Origin of the sequence: Exiguobacterium sp. J17977 (assembly GCF_018616375.1) — a bacterium.
Taxonomy (GTDB): domain Bacteria; phylum Bacillota; class Bacilli; order Exiguobacteriales; family Exiguobacteriaceae; genus Exiguobacterium; species Exiguobacterium mexicanum.
The window spans coordinates 70,041-96,952 of sequence record NZ_JAEQBB010000003.1 but is presented as its reverse complement, the minus strand read 5'-3'; the positions used below and the strand labels follow the sequence as shown (position 1 = coordinate 96,952).

Genomic DNA, 26,912 nt, shown 5'->3' with positions numbered 1-26,912 from the left:
AAAACAAGCCGGCCGAGGCCGACTTGTTGAGCTGATGCGTTTGGTCACGCTTTCACCGTCTCGATTGTCACGACATCATTTGCCGGGACCGTAACGACGTTTCCATATACGCGGATTGACACGTCCGTGCCACCCGTCTGTTTGATCGTCACTTGTTCACGCGTCGACGTGACCGTCAAGTGATGGCCGCGCCAGAGCATGTTGAACGAGTATCCGTTCCAGTCCTTAGGAATCATCGGGCTGAACGTGAGCTCCGAATCGAGGGCACGCATGCCGGCGAAACCATGAACGATCGACATCCATGAACCGACCATCGACGTGATGTGAAGCCCATCTTCCGTATCGTTGTTATAGTTGTCGAGATCAAGTCGCGCCGAACGTTGGTACAACTCGACCGCCTTGTCTTCATAACCGACTTCGGCCGCGATAATCGAGTAGACGCAAGGCGACAAGCTCGACTCATGGACCGTGCGCGGCTCATAGAAGTCGAAGTTGGCACGCTTCTGTTCGACCGTGAAGCGGTCGCTGAACGTATACAGTCCTTGGAGCACGTCCGCCTGCTTGATGAAGTTCGAGCGGAGAATGCGGTCCCATGACCAGTTTTGGTTGAGCGGCAAATGTTTCGGGTCGAGGTCTTTCACCAAAATCTGTTCTTTATCCATGAAACCATCCTGTTGCATGAACACATCCGGGACGAGGTCATCTTTCGGATAGTACATCTTCGTCTGGATATCGTTCCACTTCGCGAGTTCTTCATCTGAAAGACCGAGTGTCGCAATCAGTTCTTCAAGACGCGCCGGTTCTGCTTCTTTCAAGTAGTTGTACACGTCTTGCGTGTACTCGAGCGTCCACGCGGCAATCAAGTTCGTATACCAGTTGTTATTGACGTTGTTATCGTATTCGTTCGGACCTGTGACGCCTAGAATCATATACACGTCTTTGTGCGGGACAAAGTTGACGCGGCTAGCCCAGTAACGCGAGATCTCGACCAATACTTCAAGTCCGTATTGACCTAGGTATGACTTGTCGCCGGTGAAGTTCGTATAGTTGAAGATGGCGTGTGCGATCGCCCCGTTGCGGTGAATCTCTTCATGCGTGATTTCCCACTCGTTGTGGCACTCTTCCCCGTTCATCGTCACCATCGGATAGAGGGCGCCTTCCATGCCGACGTTCTTGACCGAGTTCTCTTTTGCTTGCGGCAATTGATTGTGACGATATTTGAGCAAGTTCCACGACACTTCCGGTTTCGTCGTCGCCAAGTAGAAGTGGAGGCAGTACGCTTCCGTGTCCCAGTATGTGGCACCGCCGTATTTCTCGCCGGTGAACCCTTTCGGTCCGATGTTGAGGCGTGAGTCCTCGCCTGTGTAGGTCTGATACATATTGAAGATGTTGAAGCGGATGCCTTGTTGCGCTTCAGCGTCGCCGTCGATGCGAACGTCCGCGTCTTCCCAACGTGCGAGCCATGCTTCCGTCTGCTCGGCGAGAAGCGTTTCAAAGCCTTTGTCGAACGCCGTCTCGACACGTTGCATCCCTTCTGACTGTAACGCCTCGACTTCGTAATCACGGTTCGTGACGACCGAGACGTACTTGTACGCCGTCGCCGTCTCGCCAGCTGGCGCCGTGACCGTGAACTTGTTGGCGACATAGAGGTCCGTCGCGTCGAGCACTTCGCAACGTGCCCCTTCGACGTCAGCAATCATCGATGCCGTGACGTGCCAGTCGAGCTTCTTCGTTTTCGTTGTCACGAAACCGAAACGCTCTTCGACGCCATGTTCCACCGGCAACCAGAACTTCTCGTCATAGTTCGAGTCTTCGTTGACGACATCCCCGTCCAAGTAAGGTGTGAACTCGACTTTCGCTTCATAGTTGACCGGAGTGACGTTGTAACGGATCGCCAAAATCTCTTTGTCGACGATGGAGAAGAAGCGGACGACTTCGACGTTCGTCTCTTCCGTCCCGTTCACGAGGGTGAACGTCCGCGTTAAGACACCGCGCTGCATATCGAGTTCACGTGTAAAGTCTTTCACTTCCCACTTCGCCAAGTCGACCGGCGTCCCGTTGATGGCGACACGAAGACCGATGACATTCGTCGCGTTCAATACTTTTGCGAAGTATTCCGGATATCCGTTTTTCCACCAACCGACACGTGTCTTATCTGGATAATAGACACCGGCCACATAAAAGCCTTGGTGTGTATCGTTTGAATACTCTTCTTCAAAGTTGCCGCGCATCCCCATGTGACCGTTCCCGAGCGAGGTGATCGATTCCGCCAGGCGATTTTCCTCTGGATGTAGGCCTTTTTCCGTTACTTTCCATTCGTCGACTGCAAACAATCGTTTCATCTGTCTGCCACTCCTTTTTCTCTACAAGGCTACTCGTCATTAGACAACCGAATCATGCAACCGTTTGTCTATGAAAGCGCTGTATTTCAATCTCACCTCTCATTTTACACGACTCGCACGAGAATGCAATCGTTTGCATAAACTTTTTTCTTACTTTTTCGAGCAAACAAAAAACCTACCACCTTGTCGTAAAGGCAGTAGGTCCACTAGTTACTTGTCTTGATCGCGTCCGAACGCCGCGTTCGCCTCGTGCCCTTCGAACGCCGGATTGTTTCCGTCATTGAACCCTGTGTCCGGTTCATCGAGAATCAAGGCGTAGCCACCGCTCAAAATATCACCGTACGCGCGATTGACGTCGTCGTCCGAAAGACCGAGGTCGAGCAACGCCCGCTTCACTTCCTGCTCGCCTTCGGCCACACCCGCAAACTTTTGCATCCAGTTCGCGCTCGCTTCTTCCACTTTCGCATCGGTGTTCCGTTTAACGAGCGAGACGTCATCTTTGTCTCTCGCGACGACATATAAGTCACTTTCGTCATAACCTTCCTCGGTCAGTTGATCGATTTTGGCGACGAGGGCAGCCTCGTCTTGATACGTGTCTACAAATCGACGTTTGCTCATTGTGTCTCATCCTTTCGGGTTGTCTGGTCTTGAATCGTGACGTCGGCCTGGCCGACCTCGGTCACTTCAATCTCTTCTTTACGGAGCGTTTCCGTCATCGTCTTGACGTCTTCGGTCACTTGTTTCCGGACGATAATCTCTTCGACGACGACTGGACGTTTGACGATGAACGCCCGCTCCTCGATGACTTGAATCCGGAGATGGTCCCCTTCGTCTATCGTACGAATGCCAGGCTGATTAAAGTCATAGTCCTCGAGTACATCTTCCGACCCTCGTGTCCGCTCCACATGAACCTGTTCCCTGCGGACCGGGACTTCAATCTCTTGAACTGTCTCCGCGACGTGCCGATTGATGACGACCTCGCCCGTTTGAACGGCTTGTTTCTCGATGATCAAGCGCTCCTCATGCAAGGCCAGCGTCTGTTCTTCCACCTCGGGTTCTGGTTTCACCTGTGGCCGGCCGGCGTCTAGGTGCTGGTCGGAACGGTCGGCATCGACGTACAGAAATAGTCGTCCCTGCTCGACTTCCCGAGCGAAGCGGTCTTGTTGCTCCTTCGTGAGGCGCATGCTGCCGAGCCAGCGTTCAATCGGCCGCTCGCTCGATGTGACGAGTGAGGCGACCGTATCCGGTTCGTCGGTGACGAGCACATATAACTTCGACTGGCGTCGGACCGTGTCCGCGACGTCGGCGCGCTTGACGAGGACGTACATGTCCTCTTCGGCGTACCCTTCTCGTTTCAAATCGACCGTTCGATTGAGCAGTAACTCTGGTTGGTCAAAGACTTCAGAGATAATCGCATGTTTCATGGCATTCGTTCCTCCTATGGTTACTTGGCGAAAAAAAGGATGGTCCCTCAGAGAGAGCCATCCTTGTCGAGGTACTTCGTCAATCGATTACAGGCGGTCACGCTCTTCGCGACGTGTGCGGTCGAGATCATGGTCGCGATCACGATGGCGCAGGTCGTCTTCCCCTTCGATATGCGCTTCTTCTTTACGCAACGTCTCACGTACCGTTTCCGTATCTTTGACTTTCTCTTTGCCGACGATGATTTCTTCGGCAACGACGTCTTTCTTCGTCACGTCAACGCGTTCTTCCGTGACCGGTACGCGAATCTCATCGCGGTCCGTCGTCGCATCGAACGAATGTCCTGTCGTTTCACGGTCCCCATCGACACGGCGACGCTCGACGTACACTTCATCGTGCTCGACTTCGACATCGACGCGTTCTTCGCGTTCGACGACATCTTTCTCGACGCGAACTTCACCGGTCTGCACACGTTCCTTGTTTACAAGGAGACGCTCTTCATGCAACTCGAGTTTCTGTTCGTCCGTCAAGTCCGTGCGGTTACGGATGTCGTCATCCATATCGTTAAAGCGGTTCGAGTCGACGCCTGCGCCTGTTGCACCGATGCCGGCACCTGTCACGCCAGTTCCGGTTCCCGTTCCGAAATCACGTGCGGTCATATTGCCGGCTTCATTGCCTTCTGATCCGTAACCGGCTGATGTGCGGCCGCCTTCGAACGTATCGTTACGTCCGTCGTCAAACACGCCGTCATTCTTGTCGAGCAAGAGAACCATGCCGCCATTCTCGATATCTTGGTGATGACGCGCCGTCTCTTCTTCTGAGAAGCCGAGTTTATCGAACGTATGACGTACTTCGTCTCCTCCGTCTGCCACTCCGAAGAAGCGATCAAGCCATGACGCTTTCGTTTCTTTTACTTCTGCATCCGTTTCGCCGCGTACCATCGAAAGGTTCGATTTATCTTTCACAACGACGTACAGATCGTCTTCGCGATGCCCTTGGGCGCGAAGTTCATCAATTTTTGACACGAGCTCTGATTCCTGATAGTAAGTGCCTACATAACGTTTGTTATCCATGATTGTATCTCCCTTTCAAATTCTATATTTTTTTGGTTATTGGCTGGGCGGATTCGTAATCATCTGCCATTCGGCCGGTAATGTAGATGTTCCCTTGCAACTCCGTTTCATGCGTTTCTTTCACGATTGTCATCTGTTTGTAATATCGTGACTTTCGACCGATTGATTCCCCTTCTACTTATATGCATCTGAATTGCACACAAAAAAACCTTCCGCCTGACACGGAAGGTTTGCCCTCATTCAACGATTTCAGTTTTCTTTTTCTGACCGCACGACTGACGAACGACCAAATAATGCGGGACGATGACGCGTTTCCCATAAGGTGGCGCACTGTCTCCAATCTGTTCAATCAGGCAGTTCGTCGCCTCGAAACCGAGGCCGAAGATGTTGATTTCGACCGAAGTGAGCGGCGGATTCGAATGCTCGGCGATATAGACGTTGTTAAAGCTGACGACGGCGACGTCCTCAGGTATTCGAAGCCCCATCTCGCTGAGCGTACTGATGACACCGAGTGCCATCATATCGTCACTGACGACGACGGCGGTCGGCGGCTCCTCTAATTGGAGCAACTCCCGCACTGCTTTGGCGCCGCCCTTGGTCATGAATTCGGCACGGGCGATATAGTCTTCCCGAACCGGGATGCCCGCCTCCATCAACGCCGTCGCGTACCCGTTGCGACGGTCTTGCGTGACGGCGAGTTTATCGGATCCTCCGATAAAGGCGATGCAGCGATGGCCGAGGTTGTATAAATGTTTCGTCACTTCACGTCCGGCCAAATAATTGTCCGTATCGACATACGTGATCGATGAGGCATCACCGAACGGCTTCCCGACGACGACGAACGGGAATTTCGTCTGACGTAAATACTGGACGACTTTATCATCTTCACGTGAGTACAAGACGATGACGCCGTCGACACGGCGACCTTGGACCATCTCGATGACACCCGACAACACCTCTTCTTCGGTCACACCTGTCGTCATGTAGAGCGAGTAGCCGTTTTGATGGGCTTTCGTACTGATTCCACGCAATACTTCAGGGAAAAATGGATTTTGTAGCGTCTTCGTCGCTGCGCTCGGCATGACGAGACCGATCGACTGCGTCGAGCGGTTGGCGAGGCTTCGCGCATGAATGTTCGGATGGTACCCGAGTTCTTCCATCGAACTGCGTACACGCTCTTTTGTTTTCTGACTGATACGCGGACTGTTGGCGATGACGCGAGACACTGTCGACGGTGCGACATTGGCGTGTTTGGCGACATCTTTAATCGTGATTTGCATGATGCTCCCCCTTGCTTCCGTTAGTTCAAAGTTCCCTATTACAGGGTATCGTCAGCTCGCGCTCTTGCGACGCTTCCACATGACCAATCCAGTCAAGAAAATCGGGATGGCGATGACAAGCAGACCGATCGTCCACATGTCCACTTCCGACTCCTCGACGATGTAGGCGTTCGCGCTCTCTCCTGCGAGCTTGATGGTGAACGTGTCACGTTTGTCGGTGACCAGTTGTGAGAACAAGAGACCACGAAGGCGTGTATCTTCTCCGACTTCGCTTACCTCGAATTCAATCTCTCGATCTTCGGCGTTCATATTGATGGCATACAAAGCGACATCGTCGCCGTCACGACGCTCGAACACGGCCATGCCGTCTTTCGAGGCGATCATGCGTTGCTCCCCGGTTGCGAAGACAGGATATTCTTCCCGCATCCGGTTCATCATCGTGACGTATTCATGGAGCTCTTCATTTCCAGGGAAATCGGTCATGGCCCGGTTCGCCGGATCGGCTCCACCGGTTTGTGCGTTCTCCGTGCCTTGGAAGACGATCGGCATGCCCGGTGACGCATAGAGGGCAAACAAGCCGAGGCGCAGGCGCCGTTCGGCCGACTCGGCCCCGCCGAGTTCTGCGACGTGCATGAATCGTTCCACGTCGTGGTTATCGAGGAACGTCGCCATTTGGTTCGGGTCGTTAAAGAACGTCTGGGCGTAGCTCGCGGCCACGTCGATTTCGTCCACGTTCGCCGACTTTTGCGTCATCGTCTTCGAGACGCGGTCGTAAAACGTGAAGTTCGTGATGCTGTTGAAGCCTAGGTCGTCATATTCCGCGACGTACTGTGGATCCGGGTCGAACACTTCGGCCAACAGATAAAAGTCGGGGTCGACGGCCCGAACCGCTTTGACGAAGTCTTCCCAAAACGGTTTGTCGACATGGCGGACCGTATCGAGACGATAGCCGTCAATGCCGGTCTCTTCAATCCAATACGTGGCCGCATCGAGTAAGTAGTCTTTCACTTCCGGGTCTTCTGTTTTGAAGTCCGGCAAATCGAATAGCCAGTGCGTCTCGACTTGTTCTTGATCATTCCATAGCACGATCGGCAACTCGTCATGGAACCAGTCCGGTCGTTCTTCGACCCACGGATGTTTCGGGCCGACGTGGTTGACGACGAAGTCGAGGATGACTTTAATGTCCCGCTTATGGGCCTCGTCGACGAGCTCTTGCAAATCTTCTTTCGTCCCGAATTGGGGATCGATGTTATAAAAATCTTTAATCCAATATCCGTGATAACCGTCCGGCATATTCTCAAACACCGGCGTCAACCAGACAGATGTGAATCCGAGCGACTCGATATAATCGAGCTTTTCAATCACGCCGCGGATATCGCCCCCATGAAAGGCTTTCGGATCTTCTTTGTCGACTTGGGCGTTGTTGTCCGGATTTCCGTCAACAAACCGATCGACCATGATAAAGTACATGCGTTCCTGTTCCCATGATGCTGCTTCTTTCGCTCCGACGATTGTTGGAAACAAAAGAAGCGACAGAAGAACGAGCACGACGCCTCGCCTCATATCGCTTCCCCCTTAAGTGAGTATTATCCTTTCGTACCACCGGCAGTGAGACCCGAGACGAAGTAGCGTTGGAACATGAAGAACAAGAGGACGATTGGGAGGGCCGAAAGGACGGCGCCTGCCGCGAACAACGTGAAGTTGTTGTCGAACTGTCGAGAGATCATGTTGTAAAGACCAACTGCGAGCGTCTGTTTCTCTGGTGAACGAAGGACGAGCGATGCCAAGATGAAGTCGTTGAACGGGCCCATGAAATTGAACAAGGCGATCGTTGCGACAATTGGCTTCGCGAGCGGCAAAATGATTTGCCAGAAGATACGAAGGTGACCGGCACCATCCATCCGAGCGGCTTCATCGAGCTCTTTCGGAATCGTATCGAAATAACCTTTTGCCAAGTACGTGTTCATCGGAATCGCGCCTCCGGCATACAGCAAGATGAGGGCTGTGTGCGTATCGAGAAGGTTGAGCATGTTCAAGAGCACGTAGATGGCGATGATGGCAACGAATTGCGGGACCATCTGCAAGACGAGGAACATAACGAGCGAGTTCTTCCGTCCGACGAAACGGTAGCGCGAGAAGACATAACCTGTAATCGTTACCAAAATAACTGAGAGCAACATTGTGATGACTGCAATTTTTAATGTGTTCACATACCATAAACTATAATCCGAAATCGATAGATCGAACAAGTTTTTATAGTGAATAAATGTCGGGTTCGACGGAATGATGGTCGATGTGATCGTACGACCCGGGTTGAATGACGTCCCGACCACCCAAAGCATTGGATAGAGAATGATGATCGACGCAAGCGTCAAGATGACATAAGAGAACGCCAAATTGATTCGTTTTTGTTTTTTCATATCAGATCATATCCTCGTCTTTGAAAGATTTTGTCCGACGGAACTGGATGACGGCAAGTGTCATGATGAAGAATGACAAGATGAGCGTGATCGCAGCCGCAAGTCCGTATTGCGGGTTGGCCCCGAGAGACAATTTGTAAATCCAAGAAATCAAGATGTCGGTACCGCCGGCCGTTTGACCCGGTACAGCCGGTCCACCACCGTTGAAGAGATAGATGATGTTGAAGTTGTTGAAGTTGAACGTGAACTGCGTGATGAGAATCGGCGCTGTTGCGAACAAGAGCATCGGCAATGTGATGAGACGGAACTTATCAAAGATGGTCGCACCGTCAATCGTCGCCGCTTCATACAAGTCACCTGGAATCGATTGCAACACCCCAGTCATGAGCGTCATGATGAACGGGAAGCCGAGCCACCATTGAATCAAGATGAGCGCACTGCGTGTCGCCGTCGGATCGGTCATCCAGTTGATCGGATCAAGTCCGAACGCCGGAAGAATCGTCGTGTTGAACACCCCGAACGATTCGTTGAACATCGAACGGAAGATTAAGATTGTGATGAACGCAGGTACGGCCCATGACAAAATTAAGATCGAGCGGAACAAACGACGGAAGCGAAGACCTTCTTGGTTCAAGAGCACCGCGAGGAAAATCCCGATGGCGATGACACCGACCGTCGAAGCGACTGTCCAGACGAGCGTCCAACCGAGAACGCCGACGAACGTGTCACGGAAAATATCAATTTCAAAGATACGTGTGAAGTTCTCAATCCCGACCCATTCGACGAGCTTCGCAGGTGGTGCGTTGTTGTAGCGATAGTTCGTGAAAGCAATCAAGAATGTGAAAATCAATGGAAGAATAACCGTGAAGACGAGCAAGATGAGCGACGGGATTAACATCAAGTATGGGAACCCGTGGTCGCGCAAGTTGCGAAGTTGCACTTGGAACGTTGCAACGTTTAGGTGCTGATCACGAATGCGACCGACTCGGTAAGCGTCACGAATGTTCCAGACGTAAAATGCGATACCGAAGAAAAGTAAGATTAACGCGACAATACCTTCTACCATCAAGAAGATGGAATGGTCGTTACGAGGTCCTGCCACTTCGCCAAGCGTGATCAATCCCCAAAGGCCGCCACGGTCGCCAGGTCCAGCGCCCGCCCCTTTGAAAAAGAGATCGTAGTTTACTGCAAAATAAGACATGATGACAATAAAGAAAGCAACGGCTTTCGCTTTTTGGTTGTTATAAAATTGGCCAGCTCCCGGAATGATCGAGAGTAATGCGGCGTTCCGAGCATGATTGGTCGGTTTGTCCGGACGTTGTTCCGGCGTATTCGGTTTCGGAATTGAAGCCATCCTCAATTTCTCCTTTCAATTTGAGCAAATCAATCGAGCAAGCGTTTGCTCAATTCTAGAAAATGAGGGGGAACGCCAGTCGGCGTACCCCATCATCTCTTGTCCTTATTGGTTGTTCGCTTGGATTTGTTGCTCGATGACTTTAACAGCATCGTCAGCTGATTTTTGTGCATCTTGCTTGCCAGTTGCGACGAGCTGAAGCGCTTGTGCCATTGGCTCCCAAACTTGTCCCATTTCAGGAATGTTAGGCATTGGGATTGCGTTCGTTGCTTGATCGAATACCGCTTTCGCAACTTCGTTCGACGTGATTGTTTCGTTCGACTCGAGTGCTGCTACTGGTGGAATCTCGTTGTACGCTTCGAACATTTTCAATGCGTTCTCTTCGTTTGTGAGTTCTGCGAGGAACATTTCAGCCCACTCTTGGTTCTCCGTGTATGCAGAGAGTGCGTATGTCTTCACGCCCATGAACGTCTTGATTGGCTCACCGTTTGGAAGTGTCGGCAATGCAGACGCTCCAAGGTTGACGCCAGCATCTTGGTAACCAGCTACGGCCCATGGTCCGTTCATGACTGTGTGTGCTTTCTTCTCAGTGAAGAGTTGGTCCATCGCTTGGCCGCCAGACTCGCCGATCAACCCTTTAGGGAAGAGGCCTTCTTGATACCATTTGCCGATGTAGTCGAAACCTTCAACTGCGCCTTCGTTGTTCAAACCGATGTCTGATGGGTCGAGCGCGCCGCCGTCTTCTTTGAAGACGTAACCGCCGAAGCCAGCCACTACACCGTGAGCGAAGTAGAAGTTATCCCAAAGACCGAGGAAACCGTACTCGCCTTTGTCTTTAAGATCTGTAGACAACTTGTACAAGTCGTCCATTGAAGTAGGAGCTTCTGATACCAAATCCTTGTTGTACATGAGGACTGGTGTCTCAACTGATTTCGGGTAGCCGTAAGCTTGTCCGTCGAACATGACAGCCGATTTCGAAGCGTCAGTGAACGCGTCAAGTGCGCCTTCGTCAGTAAGCGGGGCCAAGTGACCTTGGTCAGCGATCGTTCCGATTTGGTCGTGCGGTACGAGAACGATATCAGGACCTTTACCAGCTGGGCCATCAAGCGCCAACTTGTCTTTTTGGTCCGTCATTTGGACTTCAACGACTTCAACTGCGACGCCGTGTTCTTCTTCAAACGCCTTCGCAACTTCTTTCGTCGTTTCCGACTTTTCAATATCTTCCCAAATTACGATTTTTTCTGGCTTGTTCTCATTAGTAGAACCGCCTTCGTTAGTAGAACCGTTGTCCGTACCGCCACCACATGCAGCAAGTGCACCGAAAGCGAATACTGCCGTTGAAAGTCCTGCTACCATTTTTTTCATCTTCATGATGAAAAACCTCCCCAAGGAATAGTATGGTCAGATTTGCGCAATCGCACTGGCCTACTGATTTTAAACAACTCCGCTACAGAATCAGTAGGTTAGTGAAAACGTTTGCATCCTCACCTCAATTTTTATTATACAGTTGTGTAAGCGTTTTACAAGACTTTTTTTTAGGAATTTTTCCTGCCGTTGTCCCATTTATCTCTTTTTGAATTTTTTATAGGTGTTTTTCTTATAAAATGAGGAATTGGACGATTGACAAAATGTAAACGCTTTATTAACCTTTGCTTGAGCAAACGTTTTCACAACTGATGTTTCTTTTCTGAACAGACAGTGTAAAATGGTAACAACCCTAAGAGAGAAAGGAACGATTTCATTTGATTAAAGAAGCTATTTATCATCGCGCCATGTCCCCTTTCGTGTACAAGTACGACCGAGAAACGATACATATTCGATTCCATACGAAAAGAAATGATATCCAATCTGTTGACTTAATTTGGAATGACCCGTACGACTGGCACTCGGAAGATCCGGCCATGTGGAACTTCGATCCGAATAAACCGAGCTTCTGGCGCACGTTCGAGACACCGATGGAAAAAATCGGTCATGACGACCAATACGACTATTGGTTCATCGCCATCAAGCCGCCATTCCGCCGGCTCCGCTATGGTTTCCGTCTTCATGACGGCAACGAGACGGCCGTCTATACGGAAAAAGGTTGGTTCGAAGATAAGCCGCTCGATGACACGGGCTACTATTTCTGCGTCCCGTTCATCAATCCGATCGACATCTTCCACGCTCCATCATGGGTAAAGGATACGGTCTGGTATCAAATCTTCCCGGATCGGTTCGCAAACGGCGACTCGTCGCTCGACCCGGAAGGCACACTCGAATGGAACAGTGCCGAGCCGAGCCTGACGAACTTCTTCGGCGGTGACTTCCAAGGCGTCATCGACAAAATCGATTACCTCGTCGATCTCGGGATCACCGGTATTTACTTCTGTCCGATTTTCAAGGCGACGACGAATCATAAGTACGACACGCTCGATTATATGGAAATCGACCCGCAATTCGGGACGAAAGAGAAGTTCAAAGAGATGGTCGACCTGCTTCACGCAAACGGCATTAAAGTCATGCTCGACGCCGTCTTCAACCATGTCGGGTACAACCACCCGTGGTTCCTCGACGTCGTCGAAAACGGACCGCAGTCGGAATACCGGGACTGGTTCTATCTTCGTGACTTCCCAATCGAGACGACACCGAAGCCGAACTACGATACGTTCGCGTTCGAGAAGAACATGCCAAAAATCAATACGGAGCACCCAGCGTTAAAAGCTTATCTATTAGAAGTGGCCCGCTATTGGGTCGAGGAGTTCGGCATCGACGGCTGGCGTCTAGACGTCGCCAACGAAGTCGACCATGCGTTCTGGCGCGACTTCCGGAAAGCCGTGAAGCAAGCGAACCCAGAGGCCTACATCCTCGGTGAGATTTGGCACGACGCGCAACCATGGATTCAAGGCGACCAGTTCGACGCCGTCATGAACTACCCGTTCACGAACGCGAGCCTCAACTATTTCGCACTCGACCGGACGTCCGCTTCCGAGTTCCGGGACGAATTGACGCGCGTCGAGATGATGAACACGACGAACGTGAACGAAGTGACGTTCAACTTGATCGACTCGCACGACACGCCGCGTGCGCTCACACGGGCGAAAGGACATAAAGGCAAGTTCAAGTTGCTCATGACATCGATGCTCACATATACGGGCAGCCCGTGTATCTATTACGGGGATGAGATCGGTCTCGAAGGTGAACAAGACCCAGGCTGCCGTCGCTGCATGCCGTGGGATGAGACGCAGGAAGACCGTGAGCTGTTCCGCTATATCCAAAAATTAATTCGCCTCCGCAAAGAGCACCCGGTGCTCGCCAACGCCGGCTCGTATCGTTTCAACCTTGTCGATGACGAATCGAACGCACTCATCGTCGAACGTTGCACGAAAGACGAGACGTATTTGATATACTTCAATAACTCAGAAACGGTATCGAAGCTGAACCCGCTCTGGCATACGGGAAGCGCTTACGATTTGCTTCACGACCGCGATGTAGACTCACTTGAAGTCGAGCTCGCACCGTTCAGCGCCACGATTTTGAAAATGAAATAAATTCGGTTTTGCACCCGTCTCGGCGGGTGTTTTTTTTGTTGAAAATAATTTGCCAAATCCCTTTCTTTTTCATTTCAAAAGGAGTAACATGACCCTTGTGATTTTGACAACGTAAATATTTCATAGAGAGAATTGTAGAAACAAGGGAGAATACACATGCCGAATAAAAACACCGAACAGCTCAGTCTATTTAAAATATCGTGGCCCATCTTCATCGAGCTCGCGCTCCATATGGGAACCGGGATTATCGCCACGCTCATGCTTGCACATTACTCCGATGCCGCCGCTTCTGCCGTCGGCGTCGCCAACCAAATTTTGAACGTCTTCTTAATTGTCTTCAGCGTGACGTCTGTCGGCGCGACCATCTTGATCGGTCAAGCCATCGGCGCCAACCGGATGAAAAAGAGCCGCGACTTCGCCCGTTCTGCCGTCAGCTTGAACATGTGGCTCGGCGCAATCATGGTCGCCGTCGTGTTCTTGTTTGGTGAGACGTTCCTCCGCCTGTTCGGTCTATCGGATGAGCTGTTCGACCATGGTCTCTTGTTCTTACAAATCGTCGGCTTGTCGCTCTTTACCGAGGCGCTCATCATGGCACTCAGCTCCGTTCTTCGGAGTCACGGGATGACGAAGCACGCAATGCTCGCGACGCTTCTCATCGATATCATCACGGCCATCGGAGCCATGATTGCTGTCATGGGTTGGTTCGGGCTTCCGGTCACAGGTGTCGCCGGTGTCGCGTGGGCCATCGTCATCGCCCGTTTCTCGGCGATGGTGCTCTTGTTCTGGATCGTCAAGAAGCGGCTCATGCTTCGCTTCCCACTCAAAGAATTGATTAAGCCGCAACGCGATGATATCCGCGCCTTGCTCCAAATTGGGGTACCGTCGGCCGGAGAGAACTTATCGTACCAGTTCTCACAAATCATCATCACGGGATTCATCGCCACGATGGGCGAGGCGTCCCTCGCCGCCCGTGTCTACGTCATGAACTTGTCGATGCTCGCTTTCTTGTTCACGGTCGCCGTCGCCCAAGGGACGCAACTGTTAATTGCCCGTGACATCGGTGGGAAACGATTCAAAGAGGCATATACACGCGCCGTCAAGACGTTGAAGCTCGCCATGTTCGCGTCGCTCGTGGCCTCACTCGGACTCGCCGTCTTCGGTAAGTCGTTGCTCGGCCTGTTCACGTCGAACCCGGACATCATTGCCGTCGGCGTACCGATTTTATGGGCGACGCTCATCTTGGAGCCAGGTCGTGCCATGAACATCGTCTTGATGGGATCGCTCAAGTCGGTCGGTGACGTTCGCTTCCCGGTCATGATTGGAATCGCCTCAATGTGGGGCGTCGCCGTCGTCTTTAGCTATTTGTTCGGACTCCAGATGGGGCTCGGCGTGCTCGGGATTTGGCTCGCTTTCTCACTCGACGAGTGGTTCCGCGGTTTCTTCGCCTTCCGGCGCTGGAAATACGGGACGTGGCAACAAAAAGGCTTCCAATTCGAAGCAAAACCAACTTCATAATCAAGCAAAAAGAAGCGGTCGCTGTGACCGCTTCTTTTTTCATCGATTTAGGAACGCCTGCATCGCCTGGCGATGAACGTCCGTCTGCCCACACTTCCGTTGCCAGATAATCTCTTGTTCGAGCCCCTCCTCGAACGAATCGGCCCGGAACAGCGCCTTCATGCCTTGCACTGCCGTCGGTGACTTGGCTGCGAGCGTCTCGGCGTATGTCGTCAACCGCTCCAAGTACGCCTCATCCTCGACGAGCTCGGTGACGAGACCGAACGTTTCGGCCTGTTCGGCGTCAATCGTGCTGCCGCTCCACATCCAAGCGAGCGCAAGATCTGGCCGCATCAAGCGTCGTAACTGGTACGGTCCCCCGGCATCGGCGACGAGACCGATTTTGATGAATGCCGAACTGAACTTCGTCGACCTTGCGACGAGACGGACGTCCGCGGCGAGCGCCAGACTGAGACCCGCCCCCGCGACGACCCCGTGAATGCCGGCAATGATTGGTTTCGGACAGTCGGCAAGTGCCCGCACGAGCGGATGATACACCTCTTCTAAATACACCCCATAGTCGGCGTCACTCTCAATCGTCAAGTCCTGTCCCGATGAGAAAGCACGCCCTTGCCCGACGAGCACGATGACGTGGACGGCCTCATCCTCCACGAGCTGCTCCATCGCTTCCCTCGCCTCGCGAAGCAACGTTTCATTTAATGCGTTCAATTTTTCCGGCCGGTCCCATTTCAGCCAGCCGACCCCGTTCCGCTGTTCCAGTTGAATCGTTTCCATCCTGATTTCCCCCTTCATGATAAAATGAATCACTGTTCATTTCTCTATCATGGATTCTGTTTCCTTCTTGTCATGAAAACTTTCCGAGTTCGATTGCCCGACGCTACCACTATTTGCTATTCTTAAAAGAGTCGTTCAACGAAAGGGTGGGACTGATGCAACTGACAAACGCCGCAAGACAACTGAAACAACGGAACGTCCCGTTCACGTATCACACGTATGAAGTGGACGAGTCTGACGTCTCGGCCAAGCATGTCGCCGCATCACTCGGTAAACCGCTCGACCAACTGTATAAAACGATTTGTCTCGAGAACGAGCAACGTCGATTCGCCTTCTTTTTGATTTCAGGAGAGCTCGATATCGACTTAAAAGCGGCTGCAAAAGCCTGGGGTGCTAAAAAGGTTTCGCCCGTACCAGTGAAAGAACTCGAGGCGCTGACCGGGTACATCCGTGGCGGAGTTTCGCCGATTGGTGCGAAGAAGCGATTCCCCGTGTTTCTTCACGACAGCGCCAAACAAAAAGACACGATTATCATCTCGGCCGGAAAACGCGGCTATCAACTCGAACTCACACCGGCTGACTTGCTCGGATTCACAGACGGTCGCTGGTTCACTCAATAACAAAGATGGAGGCAATACCTATGTGGAAAGAACGAATCCGCTCGTGGATTCCTAACTCATTTACGTTCGGCAACTTGTTCTGTGGCGTCTTGGCCATCGTCTATGCGGCGCGCGGCGACTTTTCGAACGCGACGTTACTGATTATCATCGCCATGATGCTCGACAGTCTAGATGGACGGCTGGCCCGTATGCTCGGAGTGGCCGGTGACTTCGGGAAAGAACTCGACTCGCTTGCCGATGTCGTCACGTTCGGGGTCGCCCCGGCATTACTCGCCTACTATACGTTTTTTATCGATTACGGCAATTACGGCCTCTTCTTCGCGGCCTTATTCCCATTGTTCGGCGCTTATCGCTTAGCCCGCTTCAACTTATCGGCGACGAACGTCACCGCCAGCTACTTCTCAGGAGTCCCGATCACCGCGGCCGGTGGACTGCTCGCCGTCGTGACGACGTTCGGGGATCAGATTAATGAGCTACTCACCCCAATCTTTTTCACGGGTCTCGCGCTGCTCATGGTCAGCCGCGTGCGCATCCCGAGTTTCAAAGATGTGCCGCTCCCGCGCCATTCATTCATCATCACGGTCAGTCTCATCTACTTGACGTACATGATTCTGGCCCGTTGGAAAGAATGGCCTTCGTTCTGGTTCATCGCCGTCACATTCTACGTCTTATTCATCGCCTTCTCGTTCGTCAAGAAACGAAAACGGATGGCGAATTGATGGGTCCCTCTCGAGGGGCTCTTTTTTGCATGCATTTATTAGACGGATGTCACAAACCTCTCTAGAATGGTAAGTGAGGTGATGAAATGAAAGTGTATCCATGGATTTGGAAATGGTTTTTAGTTTGGTATGTCATCGGGGTCGTCCTCGTTGGCTTTGATTTGTTGCCGAGTTGGCTCGAATGGGCGAACCCGGTGTTCTTATGGCTCGCGGGGGCCATCGGCGGTTGGGTGATTGCGGACGGCGTCCGTCACGCCCGCTGGATTGTCCCGTTCATCTTCTTCGGCTCGATCGCTGTCGAGACGCTCGGTGTCAAAACCGGGTTCCCGTTCAGCGAGTACATCTACGCCGAGGCGTTCGGCCCGACCGTGTTCGGCGTACCGGTCACAATCGGCGCGGCGTGGCTCGCCGTCATCGGCTCGAGTTTTGCCGTTGCCCGTTTGTTCTCGTTCAAGAATCGCACACTCTGGCTCGTCCCGTTCCTCGCCGTTTGGCTCGACATGGCAATCGACCCGGTCGCCGCGAACGTGAAGGGGTACTGGGAATGGGCGAATGACGGTCTGTATTACGACATCCCGACGCAAAACTTCGTCGGTTGGTTTGGACTATCGCTCATTTTCTCTTGGTTGCTCGATCGATTTGAAGTCGAGGCGGAACCGATGTTGCTCGGGCACGGCCGTTATTTGTTCGTCATGCTTCACGCCTTATTCGGTGTCACGGCCGTCAACGCCGGTCTCTATGGGATTGGTGTACTCAGCCTCGTGACCGCCGCAGGTCTCATCTTGATAGAACGGAGGAGCCGTCATGATCGAAGCGAGCAAAAAGAAATGGTTCAATAACTTGTTCTCGACGTTCGTCAAAGAGCGTCAAATCCGTCCGTTTTTCCATACGATTCATGTCCGCGCCGATGACGTGCCGACACCGGGATTGTTTTTGAGCACACACAGCTCTTGGTGGGACGGGATGATTCTGCTCATGTTGAACGAATATCATTTGCGTCACGACGTCCACGTCTTAATGGACGAGGATGGATTGCGCCGCTTCCCGTTCTTTCGTCACTTAGGTGCGTTCTCCATCAAAAAAGGCAAACTGTCGGACGTGCGCGCCTCGCTCGACTACGCCAACCGGCTGTTACTCGCAGGCAAGTCCGTCTGGGTATTCCCGCAAGGACGTGAATATCCACAGGAGCACCGCCCGCTCGAAATCGGTTCCGGTGCGACGATGCTGATTCACAATCCGGAAGTCCGGCTGTGCGCCATCTATTATACGTTCGCGTCCCACGCCGCTCCGCTCGTCTATGTGCGGTTCCGCAACCATACGGTCGTCTCCACGACGCGACGCGACCAAAAACAAGAGCTCGCCGAAGCACTCGAGCGTCTCTATGACGATACGCGCGCTGACGTGATCGCGCAATCCGATCGCTATATCGAACTGTTCCCTCCGAAGCGCAGTTTGGCGGATTGGACGGAGCATTTGCTCCAAATTGGAAGAGGCCGCTCATGATCCTGCTCGTCATCACGTCCCTGATGCTCATCTTTACGTTGGTGAACTTGCTGTTTCTGCGGCCGCTCACCGCTCCGGCCCCTGTCCCGGCGACGGCGATTTGCATCCCGCTTCGGAACGAGGAACGGAACGTGCCAAAGCTCGTCGCCAGTTTGAAGGCCGCCTTGACGGATGAATGCCACGTCTATTTATATGAGGACCGTTCCGAGGATGATACATATGAGGCGCTCGTTCAAGCGATTGCCGACGATTCCCGCTTCACCATCTTCCGTGGGGTGCCACTCCCGGAAGGCTGGGCAGGCAAGGTCCATGCATGCCATCAGTTGGCGACCCGTACGACCGAGCCGTACGTCTTGTTCCTCGATGCCGATGTCACCATCGACCCGACGTTCATCGGTCGGCTCCACGGCACACTCGTCCGCGAAGGAGCGGTCTTCTTGTCCGGCTTCCCCCGCTTCCCGACACCGACTTGGCTCGGGAAACTGTTGATTCCGATGCAGCACGTCTTGATTGCCCAGCATTTGCCCCTGTTTTGGCGAAAAGTCCGCCATCCTGCCTTCGCTGCGGCCAACGGGATGAACGTGCTCGTCGAGCGGGCAAGCTACGAGGATGTCGGGGGGCATGCCTCGATTCACGATTCATTGATTGACGACATCGACCTCTGCCGCGAGTTCAAACGTCGGAAAAAGATCACGTCGCTCGTCAACGTCTCGCCGTACATCACGTGCGACATGTATGCGACGAATGAAGAAGTCTGGAATGGGTTTTCAAAGAACGTATTCAAGGGAATGAATGAAGCAGTGGGCATCGCCCTTTATTTCTTTCTCTACTACGGCATCCAGCTGTCTGCTTTCATCGCCTTTCTCGTCCGCATGGACTGGATTTCATTGTTGGCGTGTGCGTTCGTCCTGCTCGCACGACTCGCCATCGATGTCAAATCGGGTGGCCGCCAGTTTTGGCTCCATCCGTTTAGTCTCATCGCCTACTTGCTCCTCTTGTCGAGCGCGGTCATACGCAAATGGCGACGGAAGCCGATTTCATGGAAAGGCCGGACGTATCAATAATTAGGAGGCATAACATGAAACATATCGCCATTATCGGGGCCGGGCTCGGCGGCTTGAGTGCCGCCGTCACCTTGGCCGCCCGCGGTTACGACGTGACCGTCATTGAAAAGAATGAACATGTCGGCGGGAAGCTCATGCCGATCATCACCGACGGACACCGCTTCGACTTCGGACCGAATACAATCACGATGCCGGACGTGTTCCGCTCCGTCATCCGCAACAGCGGTGCCAACCCGGATGACTATTTCGAGCTCGTCAAACTCGAGTCGCACACGGTCAACCATTTCTCGGACGGATCAACATTCACGTTCGATTCGGACCGTGAAAAAATGGAAGCCGAGGTGCGCCGTCTGACCGGCGATAAGGCCGATAAAAATCAATTGGCCGCTTACTTAGACGAGGCAGAAAAACTATTCGAGATTGCCAATAACCGCTTCTTCACACGGATGGACTCGAAAATCGATACCGGTCTTTGGGCCGACATGATGAAAGTCCATCCGCTCAAGAGCCTACATGCGCTCCATAAGAAGTACTTTAAGGACCCGCGCATCATCCAAGCGCTTGACCGATACGCCACGTATATCGGCAGCAGCCCCTACGTCACACCGGGCACGTTCGCGCTCATCTCGCACCTCGAGCTGAATGACGGCGTCTATTTCGCCAAGGGCGGGAACTGGACGATTGCGAAAGGGTTCGCGAAACGGGCGAGCGAGCTCGGCGTCGAGTTCCGGCTCGGCCATGAAGTCACGAAAATCGAAGTGACGAACGGGAAGGCCCATGCAGTCGTCATCGACCATGAAGAGGTCATGTCCTGTGATGCCGTCCTCCTGAACGGGGAACTGCTCACGCAATATCCGCGTCTCGTCGACGCGATGGACCGTCCCTCGTTCCCAGTACCGACACGTGACACGATTGAGCCATCGGTGTCCGCTTTCGTCATCATGGTCGGTTTGAACAAACGCTTGAACCTCGCCCACCACAACGTCTATTTCTCAGACGACTACGAGGCGGAATTCCGAGCTTTGTTCGAAGAGGAACGCTATGCTGATGAGCCGACAATCTATATCTCGAACTCGGCCCATACCGACCCGTCCATGGGAGAAGCTGGCGACAACTTGTTCATCCTCGTCAATGCGCCCGCCCATATGACCGATATCGATGCCGAGACGTACGAGCATCTGATTCGTCGACGGCTTCGCACGTTCGGTGTCGATTGGGAAGACAGCGACGTCTTGTTCCATCGCCGCGTCACTCCGCTCGATTTGACCCGTGATTTTTACGCGTATTACGGATCTCTGTATGGCACGTCGGCCAACTCGAAAAAAGGAGCGTTCTTCCGTCCATCGGCCCGCTCCGAAGACGTCTCGAACATCTGGTTCGCGGGCGGTTCAACCCATCCTGGCGGCGGTAGCCCGATGGTGACGCTTTCAGGACAATTCGCCGCCCGATCGATGATAGAGGACATACCTCTGACAATTTGAACATTTTGTGAACAGAGTATTCGACACTTGTCGACACGGGATATACATGATAATATCGTAATCGAGTTCAAGCAGTTTCGTAACATCGGTTACACCTGTAGCGATCGAATGGCTTCCCCGAGCCTATCGCGTTTTGAACTTGTCACACCCGAGAAAAAAGTGATGAGCGAGTTTCCCCACTCGTATCCCGCAGCTGGAACAGCATGCATCTGATGTTCCCCCTTAGTCCATCAAGCATCCTGCTTCAGCGAAGATGCCCCATTGTCTCATTCCCCATGAGACGAGGCACATCTTTAGGGTTCATCACGTCCGATTCGTTCGTTTCCCCGATGAACGAATCACATAACGCTTACACCACTTTTGGTCCCCCGCCAAAAGTGGTTTTTTTATGCACAAAAAAGGCAGCCGTCTCGAGACGACTGCCTTTGCTTATAATCTGGCCAACAGCTTGCCTTTTTGAATCGTCGAGACGTACGCTCGCTTCGTGAAGACGTCATGCCCGTTCTGCCGGGCGGCGTCTAAAATGCCTTCGTAGAGGAGCGCCGCCGCCGCGACCGGCTTCCGGCTCGTCACGGGATACAAATGATGCGAGTCCCGGGCGCTGCTATATAACGCTTCCGCACGACGGGCCATCGTCTCCCAGACGTCGATGAAGGCCGGGGTCACTTGCCGCGCGAACAAATCGGCTTCCGCGACATTAAACTCGGTGAGCAACGACTGGGGCACATAAATCCGGTCCCGATCGAGGTCTTCCCCGACGTCGCGCAAGATGTTCGTCAACTGCATGGCAATCCCTAAATCGATGGCGCCTTGCTTCAATTGCTGGCGGCCGGCCGCATCGGCGTCCGGTACGAGAATCGGCAACAGCATCAAGCCGACCGTGCTGGCCGCATAATAGCTGTACCGCTCCGTCTCCTCGAGCGTCGCATAGCGCGTCTTATGTAAGTCCCATTTCATGCCTTCGGCCAACTCGAAGAACGGTTCGACGTCCATGTCGTACCGCTTCCAGACGTCCTCGAGCGCCACCCAGAGCGCATCCGGCAATCGTTCGCCCGCCAAGAAGCGGTCGAACTCGGCCAAAAATTGCGTCAAACTTTCCTCGGGACGGTCGGATTCATCGACCGCGTCATCGAGCGTCCGACAAAATGTATAGACCGCTGCCACGGCTTGACGGTCAGGTTTAGAGAGCAGGGAAAAGGCTCGATAGAACGTGAGCGAGCCTTTTTTCATTACGTCTTCACATTGACGATACGCTTCTTGTGTCGTCATGGTACAATGCCCCCATTTCTTCTTCCATTCTTTTCACTAACAGTTGCGAGCCGATCATGACGATGGGCACCCCGCCGCACGGATGGACCGATGCCCCGACCGCATAGAGACGGTCGATATGGGCATACGGACGGGCCTGCGGTTTGAACGCGGCCGACTGGGCCAATTTCGGGGCGATGCCGAAGCTTCCGCCCTCGAACAAACCGAATCGTTCCGCGTCCATCGGCGTCCGGACTTTCATCTCGATGATACGATTTCTGAAATCGGGCACCATCCGTTCGATGCGGCCGATTAAATGCTCGATGGCACCGCTCGCTTCAAAGTCTTCCCGTTCGAGTTTACGCGGCACCGGCACGAGCACGTACAGCACGCTCGTCCCCTCCGGTGCGAGCGAGTCATCAATGATGGACGGATTGAACGTATACATCGCTGGGTACTTGCTCAGTTTACCATCTTCAAAGATGGTCCGCATCGACCCGGCAAAATCATTCGGTAAATCAAACTGATGGACCGGCAAATCGATGTCACCGTTCACAGTGAAGTACAACAAGAGCGTCCCGCTCGACGGTTCATACGATTTCGGCTTGACACCATCAATCAATCGTTCCATGAGCGGGAAGTCGCCGTTGACGACGACCGCATCATACGGTTGGACGACACCGTCGACGACGACCGCATTGGCACGACCTTCGTCGACACAGATGCGTTCGACGTTCGCGTTCAGCTGGAACGTGACGCCGCGGCGTTTCAACTCTTGTTCTAATTTCGTCGCCAGCGAGAAATATCCTCCTTTGACGTACCAAATCCCTTCTTCTTGCTCGCGATACGGAATCAAGCCGTAGAGGGACGGCGTGTCATACGGGTTTCCGCCGATATAAAGCGTCTGCAGACTATAGGCGACGCGTAGACGCTCGTCTTTAAAGAAACGTTTCATGTTCTCATGGGCCGTCTCATACGCCTTCAAGCGCATGAGGAGCATCAATAGCTTCGGCTCGAACAAGTCCGTCTTGCTCTTATAGCCCCGGTCCAAGAACGCATCGAAGCCGAGGCGATATTCTTCTCGTTTTTGTGCCATATATTTTTTGAAACCGGCACCCTCGTTGAAAAGACGGTCGATTTCGGCCGCCTGGCGCTCGATATCGCGATACTTATAAAACATCGTCCCATCTTCATAGCGGAGGCGATAGAGCGGGTCGACTTCGAGCAGCTCGAGCTCGCGTTCCGGGAACCCGGCTTCTTGCAGCTGACTTTTCAGTTTCCCGGGTAATAGGACAATCGTCGGCCCTTCATCGACGCGGGCGCCGTTGTCGAACTCGACGTAATTGAGGCGTCCCCCGACACGGGATTCTTTCTCATAGATGGTCACGTGTAACGACGGATATTTATGGGTCAGGAGCATGGCCGCGTAGAGCGACCCGATTCCGGCACCGACGAAGCTGATGTTCATTGGCCGACACCTGCCCGGTCACGCAATAAGTTCGCGGTGATTCGCGCCGATTCAAAAATCGTCGGTAGCCCGCTGCCTGGATGGGTACCCCCGCCGACGAGCCAGACGTGATCAAGTTCCTCGAACTGGTTATGCGGACGAAAATACATCATCTGCGATAAGTTGTGTCCGAGGTTGAACGTGGCCCCTTCATACACACCGAACGCTTCCCAGTCGTTTGGCGTGAGCGGCTGCATGACCTCGATATGCTGACGAATGTCGCGATAAGGCGAACGGGTCTCAAGCGCATCGAGGACGCGTTCCGTCATCGTCGCCTCTAGCCTCTCCCAAGGCAAGTTCGACAGATTGTTCGGAACCGGTACGAGGACGTAGAGTGACGACTTACCGGCCGGCGCCAGCGTCGGATCAAGGTTTGACGCGTTCTGCACGTAAAAGGAGAAGTCTTCACTCAGCTTCAAGTCCTGCGTCATCTCTTTCACGTTTCGCTCGTAGTCGTCGGCGAAATGAATCGAGTGGTGAGCGACGTCGTCATAGACGCGATCGAGCCCGAGATAGAGCATGAACGTCGAGCACGAGTAGCGCTTCTTCTTCAGTTGCTTCGGACTCCAACGTGTGAGTGCGTCGCTCGGGACGAGTGTCGTCATCGCATGGGCAAAATCGGCCCCGATGATCACTTCATCGAACGCGTAATGCACGTTGTTCGCCACGAGACCGTTGACACGCTTCCCATCGAGCAAGAGACGGTCCACGCCTTCTCCGAGACGAATCTCGCCGCCCTCTTCTTCGATGACGCGCGCCATCGCCGTACAGAGTTGGTTTACGCCGCCAATCGGATGATGGACGCCGTAGGCATGTTCCATATACGACAAGATTGAAAAGCCGCCGGGACAATCCCAAGCCGACATCCCTAAATATTTGGCTTGGAACGTGAAGGCGTACTTCAGCTCCTCGCTCGTGAAGTATTCCGATAGCACGTCATACAACGATTTCCCGATCGACAAGAACGGCAGCGCCTTCAAGACGCGCGTGGCCACGTAGTCCGTCAGCTTGTCGTGCGCCGTCTGCAGGACTGGCATCAACTTCGACAGCTTGATGGCTTGTTCGGCCATGAAACGCTCATAACCTTCCCCGTTCCCTGGGAACTGCTCCTCAATCGCCCGATGCATTTGATCGCGATCGGTCGTCATTGACAGCACCCGGTTCCCACGATCGAAATAAAGGTCGTACATCGGTTCAAGTCGTTTCATCTCGACGTAGTCGTGTAAATCGCGACCCGTCTCTTCGAACATCTCTTCTAAAATATACGGCATATTTAAAAAAGTCGGGCCACGATCAAACGCGAATTCTCCGACTTGAAGACGAGACGTCCGTCCACCGACGAACGCCTGCTTCTCAAACACTGTTACCTTCACACCACGGCTTGCGAGCAGCATCGCAGCCGCAAGTCCTCCTGGTCCGGCACCGATCACGGCGACTCTTTTTTCCGACACGTTGAACAACTCCCTATGTGAATAGTCTCTTATGCTTCTATCTCATTATAGAAATGACTGGAGACAAGTTCAAATTTGAATCGGCTCGTCGTGTGTCCGCCATGTGTCAATTGCCGCGCTCGGCAATGACGATATACCATGATCCTTCCGGGATAAATGGGATAAAGCGAATATTTTCAAAGCCGACTTGTTGCATTTGACGGCGCAACTCTCGAATCGTCGGTAACGGGTGCAAGTTGTCGTGGAGGGTCATGAACGCATTGAAAGCTGACGCAAACCGAGAACCGAGTGGTGTCTCGGCGAGCGGCGTGACGAGGACGGCGACACCCGACGCCTCGAGGTTCTCGAGCATCCGCTCGAGCAATTCGACTCGTTTTTCGGGCGAGAAATAATAGAGCATGTTGTTCATCATGACGGCATCAAACCGATCATCATGATCCCATTCCATGAAATCGGCGACTTCGTAACGAATGTCGCCCGACTCGTCCTGCTCCCGGGCTTCGGCGATGACATCTTCTTCAAGGTCGATTCCGGTCAACTTCCATTCCGGTTCGAGGCCGTGCAGTTTTCGTAAATAACCACCGTGTCCGCATCCGATATCGAGCATCGTCTTCACATCGGCTTGCCGCAACAGTTGTTGCACGACCGGGAAAGCGACTGTCTCGACGAGCGTCGACGTCTGAGCGACGACTTGTCCATGCGTCGCCCCATCAAACGTCTTCTGTTTGCCCGACTCTAAAAAGTCAGGGTAAGCGATGAGCGCAGGGATGTGCAGCTCCATCATCTCTTGGAGCATGAAACCGATGCTGCGCTCGTCCTCATGCGACAATTGATATTTCAAACTACGCGTCGGGAAGTAGCGCCACCCTCGCTTCTTCAAATGACGAACGGCAACCCCCACTTCAAGCCAACGCTCTAACGCGAGCTTCGTCAACGGTTGCTTCAAACGAAGCGTCATCTCCGCAAAACTGGCCCCGCCTTGGAGCGCGTCGAACAATCCATATTTATAGCCGATATATCCGTGCCAAAGCGGCAGGAATGATTCCGTTTGTTTCATCCATCTTCGTGCGTGCAAGACGCGTGACCATTCATTCATTTGTTGTTCCATTGTTTCACCTCATCGTCGTTATCACTGATTTTTTTATTTTCCCCTAATAATTTACGGACAAACAAAAAAATCCCACTCCGATGTGCGGAATGGGAATCAACCTTAAATAAAGTTGCTGAAGAACGACTGTCCGTATGGCAACGCATAACCGATGAAGATTGTCACAAGTGCAAGTACGACAAAACCGCCGAACATCGCGCTCGCTGGTTTTTTCTTCTTCATACGGATGAGCGTCATCTCACCGAAGATGAGCGTGAGCAGTCCAACCGTGATTTTCACGTGGTAGAACATGCCGCCACCGTTCAATTGTAAATACAAATAAAGTCCTGTGCCGAACGCGACGAGCAACATGAGTCGAAACACCATGTGGGCAATCTTCCCGCTCTTGTTCGCGTTCTTATAGCCGACGTAGGCGACAGCGAACAAGACGAGTAGTAGAATCCAGCTCGTGACGTGCGTGTGTAGGAATGCAGTCAATGGCATTCAAAGTCCCCCTTTCCATTA

The 26,912-nt window shown here is 52.9% G+C and carries 23 protein-coding genes; 8 read left to right on the top strand and 15 right to left on the bottom strand.

All coding sequences use genetic code 11. The features are described from left to right. Nucleotides 1-44 precede the first annotated feature (44 nt). From KNO58_RS06630 to KNO58_RS06590, 9 genes are all read right to left on the bottom strand, one after another. The gene (locus KNO58_RS06630; RefSeq protein WP_214752424.1) at nucleotides 45-2,342 is read right to left on the bottom strand and encodes a glycoside hydrolase family 65 protein; all 2,298 of its coding nucleotides are present in this window, start codon (nucleotides 2,340-2,342) and stop codon (nucleotides 45-47) included. A gap of 210 nt (nucleotides 2,343-2,552) precedes the next feature. Beyond that, a complete protein-coding gene (locus KNO58_RS06625; RefSeq protein WP_214752422.1) occupies nucleotides 2,553-2,960 on the bottom strand; it encodes a general stress protein in 408 nt (135 codons plus the stop codon). Continuing rightward, entirely contained in the window at nucleotides 2,957-3,766 is an 810-nt protein-coding gene (locus KNO58_RS06620) for a YsnF/AvaK domain-containing protein (RefSeq protein ID WP_214752420.1), read from the bottom strand. The genes KNO58_RS06625 and KNO58_RS06620 overlap by 4 nt, the downstream gene beginning before the upstream one ends. Before the next feature lie 87 nt (nucleotides 3,767-3,853). Continuing rightward, entirely contained in the window at nucleotides 3,854-4,837 is a 984-nt protein-coding gene (locus KNO58_RS06615; RefSeq protein WP_214752418.1) for a YsnF/AvaK domain-containing protein, read from the bottom strand. Nucleotides 4,838-5,073: 236 nt separating this feature from the next. Beyond that, nucleotides 5,074-6,117 (bottom strand): LacI family DNA-binding transcriptional regulator, encoded by a 1,044-nt coding sequence (locus KNO58_RS06610; protein ID WP_214752403.1) that lies wholly within the window; start codon nucleotides 6,115-6,117, stop codon nucleotides 5,074-5,076. Nucleotides 6,118-6,168: 51 nt separating this feature from the next. After that, a complete protein-coding gene (locus KNO58_RS06605; protein ID WP_214752416.1) occupies nucleotides 6,169-7,680 on the bottom strand; it encodes an alpha-amylase family glycosyl hydrolase in 1,512 nt (503 codons plus the stop codon). 23 nt (nucleotides 7,681-7,703) lie between these two features. Then, complete coding sequence (locus KNO58_RS06600; RefSeq protein WP_214752414.1) at nucleotides 7,704-8,537, bottom strand: sugar ABC transporter permease; 834 nt, start codon at nucleotides 8,535-8,537, stop codon at nucleotides 7,704-7,706. A gap of 1 nt (nucleotide 8,538) precedes the next feature. After that, entirely contained in the window at nucleotides 8,539-9,891 is a 1,353-nt protein-coding gene (locus KNO58_RS06595; protein WP_214752412.1) for a carbohydrate ABC transporter permease, read from the bottom strand. 105 nt (nucleotides 9,892-9,996) lie between these two features. Then, nucleotides 9,997-11,262, bottom strand: coding sequence for an extracellular solute-binding protein (locus KNO58_RS06590; protein ID WP_214752410.1), 1,266 nt, complete (start codon nucleotides 11,260-11,262; stop codon nucleotides 9,997-9,999). Between the two features lie 371 nt (nucleotides 11,263-11,633). Here KNO58_RS06590 and KNO58_RS06585 point away from each other — a divergent pair, with 371 nt between their 5' ends. Both KNO58_RS06585 and KNO58_RS06580 read left to right on the top strand, forming a co-directional pair. Then, nucleotides 11,634-13,418 carry a glycoside hydrolase family 13 protein gene (locus tag KNO58_RS06585; protein WP_214752408.1) on the top strand — a complete coding sequence of 595 codons (1,785 nt, stop codon included), beginning with the start codon at nucleotides 11,634-11,636 and terminating at the stop codon, nucleotides 13,416-13,418. Nucleotides 13,419-13,574: 156 nt separating this feature from the next. Further along, complete coding sequence (locus KNO58_RS06580) at nucleotides 13,575-14,933, top strand: MATE family efflux transporter (protein ID WP_214752406.1); 1,359 nt, start codon at nucleotides 13,575-13,577, stop codon at nucleotides 14,931-14,933. 39 nt (nucleotides 14,934-14,972) lie between these two features. Here KNO58_RS06580 and KNO58_RS06575 read toward each other — a convergent pair whose 3' ends face one another. Further along, a complete protein-coding gene (locus KNO58_RS06575) occupies nucleotides 14,973-15,707 on the bottom strand; it encodes an enoyl-CoA hydratase/isomerase family protein (RefSeq protein WP_214752404.1) in 735 nt (244 codons plus the stop codon). 155 nt (nucleotides 15,708-15,862) lie between these two features. Here KNO58_RS06575 and ybaK point away from each other — a divergent pair, with 155 nt between their 5' ends. The 6 genes from ybaK to KNO58_RS06545 all read left to right on the top strand — a co-directional run bounded on the left by ybaK (nucleotide 15,863) and on the right by KNO58_RS06545 (nucleotide 21,094). Then, a complete protein-coding gene (gene ybaK, locus KNO58_RS06570; RefSeq protein WP_214752402.1) occupies nucleotides 15,863-16,327 on the top strand; it encodes a Cys-tRNA(Pro) deacylase in 465 nt (154 codons plus the stop codon). A gap of 20 nt (nucleotides 16,328-16,347) precedes the next feature. Continuing rightward, nucleotides 16,348-17,046, top strand: a complete 699-nt coding sequence (gene pssA, locus KNO58_RS06565) for a CDP-diacylglycerol--serine O-phosphatidyltransferase (RefSeq protein ID WP_214752400.1) — start codon at nucleotides 16,348-16,350, stop codon at nucleotides 17,044-17,046. Nucleotides 17,047-17,132: 86 nt separating this feature from the next. Next, entirely contained in the window at nucleotides 17,133-17,885 is a 753-nt protein-coding gene (locus KNO58_RS06560) for a carotenoid biosynthesis protein (protein ID WP_021066675.1), read from the top strand. Beyond that, nucleotides 17,851-18,549, top strand: coding sequence for a lysophospholipid acyltransferase family protein (locus KNO58_RS06555; RefSeq protein ID WP_214752398.1), 699 nt, complete (start codon nucleotides 17,851-17,853; stop codon nucleotides 18,547-18,549). Before KNO58_RS06560 ends, KNO58_RS06555 begins: the two co-directional genes overlap by 35 nt. Next, complete coding sequence (locus tag KNO58_RS06550; RefSeq protein WP_214752396.1) at nucleotides 18,546-19,613, top strand: glycosyltransferase family 2 protein; 1,068 nt, start codon at nucleotides 18,546-18,548, stop codon at nucleotides 19,611-19,613. Before KNO58_RS06555 ends, KNO58_RS06550 begins: the two co-directional genes overlap by 4 nt. Before the next feature lie 14 nt (nucleotides 19,614-19,627). Next, entirely contained in the window at nucleotides 19,628-21,094 is a 1,467-nt protein-coding gene (locus KNO58_RS06545; protein WP_214752393.1) for a phytoene desaturase family protein, read from the top strand. Nucleotides 21,095-21,523: 429 nt separating this feature from the next. Here KNO58_RS06545 and KNO58_RS06540 read toward each other — a convergent pair whose 3' ends face one another. The 5 genes from KNO58_RS06540 to KNO58_RS06520 form a co-directional block, all read right to left on the bottom strand. Beyond that, nucleotides 21,524-22,363 (bottom strand): phytoene/squalene synthase family protein, encoded by an 840-nt coding sequence (locus KNO58_RS06540; RefSeq protein WP_214752390.1) that lies wholly within the window; start codon nucleotides 22,361-22,363, stop codon nucleotides 21,524-21,526. Then, entirely contained in the window at nucleotides 22,332-23,810 is a 1,479-nt protein-coding gene (locus KNO58_RS06535; RefSeq protein ID WP_214752388.1) for a phytoene desaturase family protein, read from the bottom strand. The genes KNO58_RS06540 and KNO58_RS06535 overlap by 32 nt, the downstream gene beginning before the upstream one ends. Continuing rightward, nucleotides 23,807-25,333, bottom strand: coding sequence for a phytoene desaturase family protein (locus KNO58_RS06530; RefSeq protein ID WP_214752881.1), 1,527 nt, complete (start codon nucleotides 25,331-25,333; stop codon nucleotides 23,807-23,809). The genes KNO58_RS06535 and KNO58_RS06530 overlap by 4 nt, the downstream gene beginning before the upstream one ends. Nucleotides 25,334-25,406: 73 nt before the next feature. Next, complete coding sequence (locus KNO58_RS06525; protein WP_214752386.1) at nucleotides 25,407-26,408, bottom strand: class I SAM-dependent methyltransferase; 1,002 nt, start codon at nucleotides 26,406-26,408, stop codon at nucleotides 25,407-25,409. 102 nt (nucleotides 26,409-26,510) lie between these two features. Next, nucleotides 26,511-26,891 carry a YisL family protein gene (locus KNO58_RS06520; protein ID WP_214752383.1) on the bottom strand — a complete coding sequence of 127 codons (381 nt, stop codon included), beginning with the start codon at nucleotides 26,889-26,891 and terminating at the stop codon, nucleotides 26,511-26,513. Between the last annotated feature and the right edge of the window lie 21 nt (nucleotides 26,892-26,912).

Coding starts and splice junctions, on each gene's coding strand:
- KNO58_RS06560 (WP_021066675.1), top strand. CDS start 17,133: ATGAAAGTGTATCCATGGATTTGGAAATGGTTTTTAGTTTGGTATGTC.
- KNO58_RS06550 (WP_214752396.1), top strand. CDS start 18,546: ATGATCCTGCTCGTCATCACGTCCCTGATGCTCATCTTTACGTTGGTG.
- KNO58_RS06600 (WP_214752414.1), bottom strand. CDS start 8,537: ATGAAAAAACAAAAACGAATCAATTTGGCGTTCTCTTATGTCATCTTG.
- pssA (WP_214752400.1), top strand. CDS start 16,348: ATGTGGAAAGAACGAATCCGCTCGTGGATTCCTAACTCATTTACGTTC.
- KNO58_RS06625 (WP_214752422.1), bottom strand. CDS start 2,960: ATGAGCAAACGTCGATTTGTAGACACGTATCAAGACGAGGCTGCCCTC.
- KNO58_RS06595 (WP_214752412.1), bottom strand. CDS start 9,891: ATGGCTTCAATTCCGAAACCGAATACGCCGGAACAACGTCCGGACAAA.
- KNO58_RS06580 (WP_214752406.1), top strand. CDS start 13,575: ATGCCGAATAAAAACACCGAACAGCTCAGTCTATTTAAAATATCGTGG.
- KNO58_RS06590 (WP_214752410.1), bottom strand. CDS start 11,262: ATGAAGATGAAAAAAATGGTAGCAGGACTTTCAACGGCAGTATTCGCT.
- KNO58_RS06605 (WP_214752416.1), bottom strand. CDS start 7,680: ATGAGGCGAGGCGTCGTGCTCGTTCTTCTGTCGCTTCTTTTGTTTCCA.
- KNO58_RS06545 (WP_214752393.1), top strand. CDS start 19,628: ATGAAACATATCGCCATTATCGGGGCCGGGCTCGGCGGCTTGAGTGCC.
- KNO58_RS06540 (WP_214752390.1), bottom strand. CDS start 22,363: ATGACGACACAAGAAGCGTATCGTCAATGTGAAGACGTAATGAAAAAA.
- KNO58_RS06525 (WP_214752386.1), bottom strand. CDS start 26,408: ATGGAACAACAAATGAATGAATGGTCACGCGTCTTGCACGCACGAAGA.
- KNO58_RS06535 (WP_214752388.1), bottom strand. CDS start 23,810: ATGAACATCAGCTTCGTCGGTGCCGGAATCGGGTCGCTCTACGCGGCC.
- KNO58_RS06520 (WP_214752383.1), bottom strand. CDS start 26,891: ATGCCATTGACTGCATTCCTACACACGCACGTCACGAGCTGGATTCTA.
- KNO58_RS06620 (WP_214752420.1), bottom strand. CDS start 3,766: ATGAAACATGCGATTATCTCTGAAGTCTTTGACCAACCAGAGTTACTG.
- KNO58_RS06575 (WP_214752404.1), bottom strand. CDS start 15,707: ATGGAAACGATTCAACTGGAACAGCGGAACGGGGTCGGCTGGCTGAAA.
- KNO58_RS06630 (WP_214752424.1), bottom strand. CDS start 2,342: ATGAAACGATTGTTTGCAGTCGACGAATGGAAAGTAACGGAAAAAGGC.
- KNO58_RS06555 (WP_214752398.1), top strand. CDS start 17,851: ATGATCGAAGCGAGCAAAAAGAAATGGTTCAATAACTTGTTCTCGACG.
- ybaK (WP_214752402.1), top strand. CDS start 15,863: ATGCAACTGACAAACGCCGCAAGACAACTGAAACAACGGAACGTCCCG.
- KNO58_RS06610 (WP_214752403.1), bottom strand. CDS start 6,117: ATGCAAATCACGATTAAAGATGTCGCCAAACACGCCAATGTCGCACCG.
- KNO58_RS06615 (WP_214752418.1), bottom strand. CDS start 4,837: ATGGATAACAAACGTTATGTAGGCACTTACTATCAGGAATCAGAGCTC.